This window comes from Streptomyces sp. NPDC059668 (genome assembly GCF_042734135.1).
Taxonomy (GTDB): Bacteria; Actinomycetota; Actinomycetes; order Streptomycetales; family Streptomycetaceae; genus Streptomyces.
In genome coordinates this window covers 33679-45739 of sequence record NZ_JBHWEL010000017.1, presented here as the reverse complement: position 1 = coordinate 45739, position 12061 = coordinate 33679, and the positions used below count along the sequence as shown (strand labels likewise).

Below are 12061 nucleotides of genomic sequence, written 5' to 3'. Positions count from 1 at the left end.
CGGTGGTCGAACGCGCACACCGACGCTCTTCCCCTCCCCGTCACGGGATCTCCTGTTCGGCCCAGATGATCTTTCCTTCGGCGGTGTACCGGGCGCCCCAGCGGTGGGCGAGCTGGGCCACCAGGAAGAGGCCTCGACCGCCCTCGTCGGTGCTGCGCGCGTGCCGCAGCCGCGGGGCGGTACTGCTGGCGTCGGCGACCTCACAGGTCAGGCGCGCGTCCCGGAGCAGCCGCAGCCGGATGGGCGGCGTGGCGTAGCGGATCGCGTTGGTGACCAGCTCGCTGACGATGAGTTCGGTCGTCATGGCCAGGCCGGCGAGGCCCCAGGCCGTCACCTGGCGGGTCGCCCGGTCGCGCAGTTCGCCTACGGCGGCCGGGTCCAGGGGAACCTCCCAGGAGACGACGTGGCCGGGATCGAGGGTGTGGGTGCGCGCGAGGAGCAGGGCGATGTCGTCGGGCTGGGGGTCCGGGACCAGCTGCCGCACCGCGGTCTCGCAGAGGGCCGCGAGGTCGGCGCCGGACCGGGACAGCACCTGCCCGAGACGGGCCATGCCCTGGTCGACGTCCTGGTCGGCCCCCGCGATGAGCCCGTTCGTGAAGAGACCCAGCAGACTGTTCTCGGCGATCTCGATCTCCATGGCCTCGAACGCCATTCCGCCGAGTCCCAGCGGTGGCCCGGCGGGAAGCTCCGGGAAGCGGACGTGACCGTCGGGGGAGACGACGACCGGGGGCGGGTGGCCGGCCCGGGCCATGGCGCACCGCCTGGTCGCCGGATCGTAGACGGCGTACAGGCAGGTGGCTCCGAGGAAGGTCGAGACGGTCCCGTCCTCCGTCTCCTCGGCGGTCCCCTCCTCGCTCAACCGGAGCACGAGGTCGTCGAGGTGGGCCAGGAGTTCGTCGGGCGGCATCTCCATGTCGGCGAGGGTCTGGACCGCGGTGCGCAGGCGTCCCATGGCCGCGGCCGCGGAGATGCCGTGCCCGACCACGTCGCCGACGACCAGGCCCACCCGCGCGCCGGACAGCGGGATCACGTCGAACCAGTCGCCGCCGACCCCGCCGGTCGCGTCGGCCGGCAGATAGGACGAGGCCACCTCCAGCGCCGTCCCACCCGTCAGGGCGTGAGGCAGCAGACTGCGCTGAAGGGTGACCGCCGCGGTGTGTTCGCGGGTGTAGCGGCGGGCGTTGTCCACGCACAGCGCCGCCCGCGCCACCAGCTCCCGGGCGAGCAGCACGTCGTCCTGGTGGAAGGAGACGGGGTTCAGCGACCGTACGAACGTGGTGAGGCCCAGGGTGGTGTTCCGCGCCCGCATCGGCACGGAGATGAGGGAGTGCATGCCGAACTCGCGGAGGCGTTCGGCCCTGGCGGGCTGCTCGCCGCCCCACAGACGGCCGTCCGGGTCGAGGACCGGGATGAAGACCGGTTCGCCGCTGACGAGCAGACTCAGGCTGTGCGGCGGGGGGACGAACTCCACCTCGTCGCCGATCCGGGCGACGGCCTCCGGGCAGCCCTCCCGGGCCGAGCTCATTCCGGCCCGGCGCATCACCGGCTTGGCGCGGGCGGGTCCGGCGTCGGACAGCCAGGTCCCCTGTCCCTCGGCGCTGAGGACGGGCTCCAGCAGATCGACGACGACGAAGTCGGCGAAGCGGGGAACGGCGAAGTCGGCGAGTTCCTGGGCCGTCCGGATCACGTCCAGGGTCCTGCCGATGCAGGTCCCGGCCTCGTTGATCAGGGCCAGGAGCCGGCGGGCGTTCCAGCGCTCGGTGACGTCCAGCACCAGGTAGCAGACGCCGGTGACGGAGTCGCCCGCGTCCACCAGGGGGAAGAAGGAAGCGGAGTAGGCGTGTTGGCGATGCGGGTCGGACCAACTCCATCCCGCGTACTCGTGGTCGGTGATCGGGGCCCCGGTCGTCAGCACCTGGCGCATCAGGGCCTCGATGGTGTCCGCCTGCATCCCCGGCAGCACCTCGCTCAGACGGCGGCCCAGCCGCTGGTCACGGGGGACGCCGCCGAGGCTCTCCAAGGTGTCGTTCAGCCAGAGGTAGCGCAGTTGCGGGTCCATCACGGCCATGCCGACCGGCGAGCGGGTCAGCAGACCGTCGAGGACGGACTGGCCGACCGTCCACTGCGGCCGCTGTTCCCGTGCCGAGATCAGGAAGCACTCGTCCGCGCCGACCGGAAAGGACGCGGACACCCGCAGGTCGACCTCGACACGGGCGCCGTCGCGGTGCCGCAGGGGGATCAGTCCGTTCCAGCCCGCGCCCGCACGGCACCGTTCCGCGACGCCCGCCACGCGGGCCGGGTCCCCGGGCATCGCGAGCAGCGGGGCGGCGGAGCGGCCGACGACCTCCGCGCCGGAGTAGCCGAGCAGCGCCTGCGCGCCCCGGGTCCAGCCGACCACGACGCCGGCGACGGAGACCACCGCGACCGCGTCGTTGGACGCGTCGAAGACATCGCGCGGCGGTCCCGCCCCCGCGGACGGCGGCGCGTCCGGATCGTCCCGACCAGAAGCCATGGCACCCATCCTCGCCACCTCCCCGTGTTTCCGCCCGGCCGCCCGATCCGCGCGGTCCGAGGAGAACGGTCCGGGGAGAACGGTCCGGGGAGAACGGTCCGGGTCCAGGGGCCTCGGCGTCGTCTTCCGCGCTTCGGGAAAGGCCGGGAGCCGCGAGTCGGGAGCCGGCGGGGCGGAGCCGGGTCCGGGTCGGCGGGTCAGCCGGGTCGGCGGGGTCGGCCGGGTCGGCGGGGTCGGCCGGGTCGGCGGGGTCGGCCGGGTCGGCGGGGAGGACCTCCACCGGGCGGCTTTCCTCCCGTCCGATGCGGTTCAGCCCCTCGCGAGGATCTCCACGTCGTAGGATTGCCCCAAAGATCCCGACATGCCCCTGCCGGAGCCATGACCGGGTCGAGCTGTGGAGCCGCATCAGGCCGGTTGTCCTGACCAAGCCCGCCAGGAGTTCTCGTGCACAGGCCGCTTGAGTGGATCCGCCAGGATCTCTGTCCGGGCCCGGGCTTTCCCTCCGTGCGTCCGGCCGGTTCTCCCCGGCCGCTCCCGTCGGTGCCGCGCCCCCACGGGAGCGGGCAGTGAGGTGGCCCGGGAGCCGCGGAGCCGAACGGCGCCGCGCGGAACGCTCGAGGACCACAGGTCTGCAGGGGCCGACGACGCCCCTGTGGATGCGCTGGCTTCCGGCCCTCTACGTCGCCTTCCTCCTCGTGCTCGAACCCGTCACCCCGGTGCAGTGGCCGGTCAGCTTCCTGCTCATCGCCCTCCCCCTCGTCGCCGCCTACGCCCACGGCCCGGCCGTCGTCGCCGCCGTCACGGTGTTCGCCGTGGTGTTCGAAGGGGTCCTGGCCGGAACCCCCTGCTGCGCGGGCCGCTCGGTGGGCTATCTGTGGGAGCGCCACTACGTGGCCTCGTACATCTCCACCGCCCTGGTCGGCGTGCTCGGCACGATCCTGGCCGCCCACCGGATCCGCCGGGAACGGACCCTCGCCACCGTGCGCTCCGTGGCCGAGACCGCGCAGCGCGTGCTGCTGCGCCCGGTGCCCCGCACACTCGGCCGGATCTGTGTGGAGACCCTCTACCTGTCCGCCGCCGCGGAGGCACGCATCGGGGGCGACCTGTACGAGGCGGTGCCCACCGCGTACGGGGTCCGCCTGCTGATCGGCGACGTCCGCGGCAAGGGCCTGGTCGCGGTGGAGACGGCCGCGGCGATGCTCGGCGCCTTCCGCGAGGCCGCCCACGACGAACCCGATCTGGCCGGGGTGGCGCGCCGGGTCGAGAGGAGCATGACCCGCAGAGCCGCGCAGCTGCCGGGCAGCGAGGGCGCGGAACGCTTCGTCACCGCGGTGTTCGCCGAGATTCCCGACGACGAACCCGTCGTCCGGATCGTGAACTGCGGCCACCCCCCACCGCTGCTCATCGACCGTGACACCGTCACCGAGCTGGACTCGGCCGACCCCTCGCTCCCCCTCAACCTGGGCGTCCTGGTCGGGGACGACTACCACGCGGACGTGGTGCCCTTCCACCCCGGCGACCAACTGCTGCTCTACACCGACGGTGTCACCGAGGCCCGCGACCGCGCCGGGAACTTCTACCCGCTCGCCGAACGCGTCCGGTCCTGGTGCCGCCTCCCGCCCCGCGAACTCCTCGACAGCCTCCACCAGGACCTGCTGGCGCACAGCGGCGGAAACCTCGACGACGACACCGCCGCCCTGGCCGCCTACCGCACCCCCGACCAGCCCCCGAACCGGCCCCCGAACCGGTCCGCCCCGCCCCGCCTCACCCCGTAGCGAGTGGTCCGTGGCCGAGGGCCCCGGCGGAGAGCGTTCCCGGGTTCGGATGTCAGGAGGAGAAGCGGGGCGGCGCTCCTGGCGGACGTCCTAGACCGGGTCTTCCCGCTCCGCGGCCTTCTGGCAGGTCTCCGCGACGTCGGCCGGCAGCGCCTGTTCGGCCCAGATCACCTTTCCCTGGGGGGTGTACCTGGTGCCCCAGCGCTCGGTCACCTGCGACACCAGGAACAGGCCGCGACCGCCCTCGTCCATCGTCGCCGCGTACCGCAGATGCGGTGAGGTGCTGCTGCCGTCGGACACCTCGCAGATCAGCGTACGGTCGCGGATCAGCCGTACGTGGATCGGCTCCGAGGCGTAGCGGATGGCGTTGGTGATGAGCTCGCTCAGGACCAGCTCCATGCCGAAGCCGAGCTCGGACAGGTCCCACTCCGCGAGCTTCTGGGACAGGGCGTCGCGCATTCCCGCGACGGCGGCCGGATCCAGCGGCACGTCCCAGTCGGCGATCCGGTCCCGCGGCAGACCCCGGGTGCGGGCGATGAGCAGGGCCACGTCGTCCTTCGGACGCCCGGGCAGCAGCTCCTCCAGCACGGCCCGGCAGCTCTCCTCGGGCGACCGGTCGGGATGACCCGCGAGCGCGGCGCCCAGCAGGTCCATCCCCACGTCCAGATCGCGCCTGCGGTCCTCGATGAGACCGTCGGTGTACAGGACGAGCTGGGTTCCCTCCGCGAGCTCCAGCTCGGTGGTCAGGAACGGCATGCCGCCGAGGCCGAGAGGGGGGCCGGCCGGCAGGTCCGGGAAGGTGACGGTCCCGTCGGGGTGGACGAGCGCGGGTGCCAGGTGCCCCGCGCTCGCCATGACGCAGCGACGCGACACCGGGTCGTAGATGGCGTAGAGGCAGGTGGCCCCCACGACGCCCACGGCGGTGTCCGTCCCCGCCTCGTCCTGGTCGATGAGGCCCACCAGGTCGTCCACGTGGCTCAGCAGTTCGTCGGGCGGCAGATCGAGGGTGGAGAAGTTGTGCACCGCGGTCCGCAGCCGGCCCATCGTCGCCGCCGCGTGCAGACCGTGACCGACGACGTCGCCGACGGCCAGCGCGACCCGGCTCCCCGGCAGCGGGATCACGTCGAACCAGTCCCCGCTGACGCCCGACTGGGCGGGCAGATAGCGGTAGCCGACCTCCAGCGCGCTCAGCTCGGGCAGGGCCCGCGGCAGCAGGCTGCGCTGGAGGGTGACCGCCAGCGCGTGTTCGCGGGTGTAGCGGCGGGCGTTGTCGATGCTCACCGCGGCCCTGGCGACCAGTTCCTCCGCGAGCGACAGCTCCTCCTCGTCGAAGGGCTCGTGCTGCTCGCAACGCCAGAAGTTGGCCATGCCCAGCACGACGCCGCGGGCCTGGATCGGGGCGGCGATGAGCGAGTGGATGCCGTAGTCCATGATCCGCCTGGTGCGCGCGGGGTCCTGCGCGTGCCAGCCCGTGGCGATCGACAGATCGGGCACCAGTTCGGAGTGGCCGGTCCCGTAACCGCGCGCCTGGGGCGTGGAGGGCACGAAGTCGATCAGCCGGCCCTTCTCGTAGAGCGGGTGGTCCTTCCGGATCCCGCACACCGCGGTGCGCCGCATGCCGGTGGCCGTGAGAGCGGGCTCCTCTCCGCGCAGCACGGCGTCGGCGAGGTCCACGGTGACGAAGTCGGCGAAGCGCGGCACCGCGACCCTCGCCAGCTCGTCGGCCGTGCGCAGTACGTCCAGCGTGGTGCCGATGCGGACGCCGGCGTCGTACAACAGCTTCAGCCGCTCGCGGGCGGTCTCCGCCCGGCCGGTCACCGCCTGGAGTTCGGTCGAGTCGCGCAGCGTCACCACCGTGCCCTTCGGACCTCCGCCGCGGTCCGTGGGCCGCTGGTTGACCGCGAGCAGCCGCTCCCCCGCGAAGTGCACCTCGTCGGTGGCCACACGTCCGGAGACGAGCAGTTCCACCGTCTCCTCATCGAGGGTCGACAGCTCCGAGACGAACCGTCCCTCGGCGTCAGGGGGCAGCGCCAGCAACCGTCTGGCCTCGTCGTTCGCCAGCAGCAGCCGCCCGTCGCCGCCGATGATCAGCACCCCTTCCCGCACGGAGTGCAGCACCGTGTCGTGGTGGTCGTACATGCGGGTCATCTCCGCCGGGGCCAGGCTGTGCGTCTGCCGCCGCAGCCGCCTGCCCACCAGTGCCGTGCCGCCGGTGGCCACCACCAGCGCCCCCGCCCCGGCGCCCAGGATGATCGGCAGCTGCCGCGCCACCTGGTTGGTCACGTTCTTGACCTTCATCCCCGCGGAGACGAGGCCCACCACCTTGTTCGCGTCGTTCTTGACGGGGACGGTGGCCTGCACCTCGCGGCCGAGCGGTCCGTTGACGCTCTCCGTGTAGATCTTGCCCGCCAGGGAGGGCGCGATGTTGCCCACGAACCGCTTCCCGATCAGACTCGGCAGGGGGTGGGTGTAGCGGATCCCTTTGGTGTTCAGGACCACGATGAAGTCGACTCCGGCAGCCTTGCGCGCGGCTTCGGTGAGCGGCTGGAGGATCTTGCTCGGCTGGGGGCTCTCCAGCGCCGCCACGACACCGGGAGAGTGCGCGAAGGTCTCCGCTACCGCGAGGGAACGCCGTTTGGCCTCGGCGTCGGTGTCGCGCTTCGACTGGAGGGCGAGTCCGAGCACGCCGAAGGCCACGAGCAGCACGACCAGTGCCACCTGGAGAACCAACACCTGCCCGGCTACGCTGCGCGGGCTCTTGCTGACCAGTGGCCTGAGTGAAAACCGTCCAAAACCGGCGAAACGATTCGCCATGTGACCTTTCTAGCACTGGTGATCCCGGGCGGCCATGGGCCACCCGGGGTGCGGACCCGCCCCGCCCGGCACTTCACCCCTCCGGCTCACCTCCGGGGAGGGTGGCCGTCGCGGCGCCGATGGCCGCGAGGTGCCGTCCGCACCTCGGGCCTCCCGGCGTGGGCGGTCGTGACGTACGGCATCGCGGGGTGAGGGGTCGCGGGGCCGGCCCTTGCGCCGCCGACCGCGCCACCGACCTTCCGGCCCTCGGACGGACGGAACCCGCCCCTGCCCTCCACCCCTTCCCTCGTCCCCCTGATAGTCCATGCGAGCGGACGATATGGGTGGATAAGCGACTCTTCACGCCTCTTGGTGTCATAGTGCGGCCATGAAGATCGCGACCGCCGTCGGCCCGGTCCCTCGCGGGACGGCGGTCCACGCGCGCCCGTGGTCCGGCGGCCGCGCCCACCGACCGACGACCGCTCCGGTCCGCGGGTCGGGGACCACCCCGGCCGGCCGGCCGGGGACCGCCACTCCGGTACGCCGGCCGACAGGTGCTCGCGTATGCCGGTCGAGGTCCACGCGCGCTTGCCCGGGTAGGACCGCGGCCACTCGCGTGCGCACGGCCGAGGGCTCGTGCACGGCCGGGTGTACGAGCATGGCCACTCGTGCGCACACGGCCACGGGCTCGTCCACCACCGGACGCCCGTGCGCGACGACATCCACCCGCACAACCTTGCGCCGGCGTACGACGGCATCCACCCGCAGGTCCCGGTCCCCGTACGCATCCGCGTCCCCGCACGCGGCCGCGACCTCGTACGCATCCGCGTCGCCGCACGCAGCCGCGACCTCGTACGCAGCCGCGTCCCCCGCCGCGCGCACGCGACCCCGTGCGTGCGGGGGCGTCGGCCGGTTCCTCCGGTGAGCGCGCCGCTCACGCCAACCCCGCGGGAGGCGGCCCCGGGGGGACCCCCTGGCAGGGACCCCCGCTCCCGTCGCGCGGTCGTCGCCCTCACCCTGACCGGTGCCGTCGGCATCGTGGGCGCGGTCGCCCTCGCCGGCGTCCTCCCCGCCGGGGACCACCGGGCCTCCGCCCGTCCCGGCACCCATGCCCCCGGCCCCTCCCCCGCGCCCCCCGCCTCGCCCGGTACCGCCCCCTCCCCCGGCGCCCCGGGCATCGGCGACCCGCTCATGCCCCTCGACGGCAACGGTGGCTACACGGTCCGTCGCTACACCCTCGACTTCGACTGGGCGGCCCCGCGAACACCGTTCGGCGCGAGCACCACCATCGACGCCACCGCCACGCAGGCCCTCTCCCGCTTCGACCTCGATTTCGCGGGCAACACCCTGCGCGAGGTCACCGTCGACGGCGCGCCGGCCCGCGCCGTGCGCGACGGGGACGAACTCGTCGTCACACCCGCGCGGCCCATCCCCCACGGCGGCGCCTTCACCGTGCGAGTCGACTACACCGCCGACCCGACCCGGCAACGGCACCGCGGCGACGCCATCGCGGAGTACGGCTGGGTGCCGACGCCTGACGGCACCCTGCTCTACCCGCAGCCCGACGGCGCCAAGATGATCTTCCCGGTGGACGACCACCCGAGCCTGCGGGCACCGGTCACCTTCCACATCACCACCCCGCCGGGTCTCGGCGCGGTCGCCAACGGCAGGCTCGTCGAGCGCGTCCGGCGGCCCGACGGCCGCGTCCGCTGGACGTACGACTCCGAGCACCCCGTCGCGGCCCAGCTGGTCCAGGTCGCGATCGGGAAGTTCGCGTTCGCCGAGAGCACCGGACCGCACGGGCTGCCCGTTCGTGACGTGGTCCCGGACGGCCTGGTCGACCGCACCAGGGCGTACCGCTCCCTCACCGCCGCGCACCTGGCCTGGCTGGAACGGCGGCTCGGCCCGTACCCCTTCCGCCGTTACGGCGTCCTGGTCGGGGACACCGACCTGCCGGTGGCGCTGGAGACGCAGTCCCTGTCCGTGGTGCCGAGGGCCGACCTGCTGGGCGACCGGGTCGACGCCGAGCGCAACCTCGTCCACGAGCTGGCCCATCAGTGGACCGGCGACAGCGTCGCCATCCGACGCTGGTCCGACCTTTGGCTGAGCGAGGGACACGCCCGCTTCTACGAACGTCTGTACTCCGGCTCCCACGGCGGCGACAGCCTCGAGAGCGCCATGCGGACGGCGTACGAACGGCACGACCAGTGGCGTCATGACGACGGGGCGCCCGCCGAACCCGACTCGGACGCGCGTCTGTTCAAGCAGATGCGGTACGACGGTTCGGCGCTGGTGCTCTACGCCCTGCGGGAGAAGGTGGGTGAGGAGACCTTCGGCAGGATCGAGCGGTCCTGGGTGACGACGTATCAGGGCCGTACCGCCGGCACCCACGATTTCGTCGCCCTCGCGTCCGGCGTCGCCGGCCAGGACCTGAGCGCCTTCCTGACCCCGTGGCTGTACGGGGCGCGCACCCCGCCCATGCCGGGGCATCCCGACTGGCACCCGGACCCGGTCAGGGGCTGAGCCGCCGCGCCGCCCGTCGGACCGTCAGACCATCGGACCGACAGACCACCCATGCGTCGGCCCGGTCAGCCCGACCATCCGTCAGTCCGACCGGGCGTCAGTTCGAGTGCCCGCCAGTCCGTCATATCGGCCCCTCGTAACGGCCCGTCATGCCGGCCGTCGCACCCCGCCGTCGTAGCCCCGTTCCGCTCACCCTCGCGCGAGACGGGGATCTCTGCTGACCACCTGTCAGATTCCGTACATCTGCCGCCGACCGGGTGGCCTCTGCCTGGCCGCTGGTCCACACCGGTGACGCTCGACGCGCCGTCGCGTGTCGGGCACGGAAACGTACAAGGGGTGGTGCAAGGGGCAACTCCTTGTCCTGGCCGCGACGAGCATGGTTGGAGATCTCCGGGATGAAGACACGTGCCGCCCGCCGAAGCCCCGGTGCTGGACGAGGGCGCCGCCGGACCGTCCGCATGACCGCGTCCGCCGCGCTGCTGATACCGCTGCTGACCGGCGCCCCGGCCTGCGGCGGCCCGACGGCCGAGCGGAAGCTGCAGAACGTCTTCACGGACGCCGCGGACGAGTACCACGTGCCGCGGAGTGTGCTCATGGGTGTCTCGTACCTGCAGTCGCGGTGGGACTCCCGGCCGGGCACCCCGAGTGTCGCCGGCGGCTACGGTCCGATGCACCTGGTCGACACCCGTCAGGCCAAGGCCCCGGCGACCTCGCCGAGCGCACGGGCCGATGCGCCCGCGATCGCGGCGGGGCCGTCGGCCGCACCCCCCGTGGGCTCCTCGGGCAGCCCCGCCGAACAGCCGGCGGACCTGCGCCGCGCCGCCCTGCTGATCGGGGCCCCGGCGGGACGGCTGCGGACGGACACCGCCGCCAACGTGCGCGGCGGCGCGGCGCTCCTGGCCGCGACCCAGCGACAGCTCGGCAGACCGCTCAGCGCCGACCCGAAGGACTGGTGGGACGCGGTGGCGCGCTTCTCGGGCACGGATGACGCCGTGTCGGCCGCGGCGTACGCGAACGACGTCTTCTCGCTGATCCGCCAAGGCGCGCACCGCACCACCGACGCGGGAGAGCAGATCACCCTTCCCGCCAGCCCGCGCGTGCGCCCCCGCGCCACCGACGAGCGGAAGGCGTACCGGCCGAAGGAGGTCGAGTGCCCGCCGGAGCTGGACTGCGACTGGCTCAGCGCGCCGTACGTACGGACGGACGACGGCAGTTACGGCAACCACGACGTGGCCGACCGGCCCCGGGACCAGAGGATCGACTACATCGTCCTCCACGACACGGAGGCGACCCTGCGGTCGATGCTGCAGACCGTGCAGAATCCGAAGGAGCCCTCGTGGCACTACTCGATCCGTTCCAGCGACGGCCATGTGACCCAGCACATCAGGACCAAGGACATGGCCTGGCACTCGGGCAACCAGATGGTGAACGCCCGTTCGATCGGGATCGAGCACGAGGGATTCCTCAAACAGCCCGGCAGCTGGTACACGGAACAGATGTACCGGGCCTCGGCCCGTCTGGTGCGCTACCTGGCGAGGAAGTACGACGTCCCGCTCGACCGGCAGCACATCCTCGGCCATGACAACGTACCGGCTCCGACCGCCTCCTCCGTTCCCGGCATGCACGACGACCCGGGACCCTTCTGGGACTGGCGGCACTACTTCGACCTCCTCGGCGCGCCCCTGCGCGCCACCGCCGGGGCCGACAGCGACATGGTGACCGTGCTGCCGGACTACGCCACCCACCGGCCGGAGTTCACGGGCTGCACCGAGGCCGGCACGCCGTGCGCGCCGCACGGCTCCAGCGCGGTCCGCCTGCACACCGCGCCGGACGAGAGCGCTCCGCTGGTCCAGGACCCGGGCAGACGCCCGGGGGGCGAGGCCTCCACGGTGGACGTCGACGATCTGGGGTCGCGGGTCTCCGCGGGCCAGACCTTCGCGGTCGCCGGCTACGAGGGCGACTGGACGGCGATCTGGTACCAGGGCGTGCGGGCGTGGTTCAGGAACCCGGTGACCCGCCCGACCGCCGTCGGCGCGAGCGGCCGGATGGTGACACCGAAGGCGGGCCTGAGCGAGGTCCCGGTCTACGGACGTGCTCTCCCGGAGAAGGACGCCTACCCGCAGGACGTGCCGGCGCAGTCCGAGTCGCCGTTGCCGTACCACTTCCTCGCGGGGCAGCGGTACGCGACTCAGGCCCGCCTCGTCGGGTCCCACATCGACCGGTCTCAGTTCCGTGACACGCCGAGCCCGGTGGTGACGGGCCGCGAGGAGTGGTACGAGATCCAGCTCGGCCAGCGGATCGCCTTCGTCCGGGCGAGCGACGTGGACGTGGTCGGGTCACGGGGGTCCGAGCCCACGACGGGACACGCGGCGCCGCCACGCGAGCGGTGACCGGTACGGCAGGGCGCGGGTCCAGGTCCGCGCCCTGGTCCGCACCCAAGGTGCCCGGTGGGCTTCAC

Annotated in this window: 5 protein-coding genes; 3 read left to right on the top strand and 2 right to left on the bottom strand. The window is 73.0% G+C overall.

The features are described from left to right. Positions 1-40: 40 nt before the first annotated feature. Positions 41-2521, bottom strand: coding sequence for a SpoIIE family protein phosphatase (locus tag ACFV2J_RS15315; RefSeq protein ID WP_385438988.1), 2481 nt, complete (start codon positions 2519-2521; stop codon positions 41-43). Positions 2522-3168: 647 nt separating this feature from the next. On the opposite strand from ACFV2J_RS15315, the gene ACFV2J_RS15310 reads away from it, so the two are divergent. Continuing rightward, on the top strand, positions 3169-4287 hold the full coding sequence (locus tag ACFV2J_RS15310) for a PP2C family protein-serine/threonine phosphatase (protein WP_385438986.1): 1119 nt from the start codon (positions 3169-3171) through the stop codon (positions 4285-4287). Positions 4288-4377: 90 nt separating this feature from the next. Here the strand turns inward: ACFV2J_RS15310 and ACFV2J_RS15305 are convergent, their stop codons facing one another. Next, entirely contained in the window at positions 4378-7101 is a 2724-nt protein-coding gene (locus tag ACFV2J_RS15305; protein WP_385438983.1) for a SpoIIE family protein phosphatase, read from the bottom strand. 687 nt (positions 7102-7788) lie between these two features. Between ACFV2J_RS15305 and ACFV2J_RS15300 the strand changes: the two genes are divergently transcribed. Continuing rightward, entirely contained in the window at positions 7789-9603 is a 1815-nt protein-coding gene (locus ACFV2J_RS15300; protein ID WP_385087696.1) for a M1 family aminopeptidase, read from the top strand. 458 nt (positions 9604-10061) lie between these two features. Beyond that, on the top strand, positions 10062-11993 hold the full coding sequence (locus ACFV2J_RS15295) for an N-acetylmuramoyl-L-alanine amidase (protein WP_385438980.1): 1932 nt from the start codon (positions 10062-10064) through the stop codon (positions 11991-11993). Positions 11994-12061: the final 68 nt, after the last annotated feature.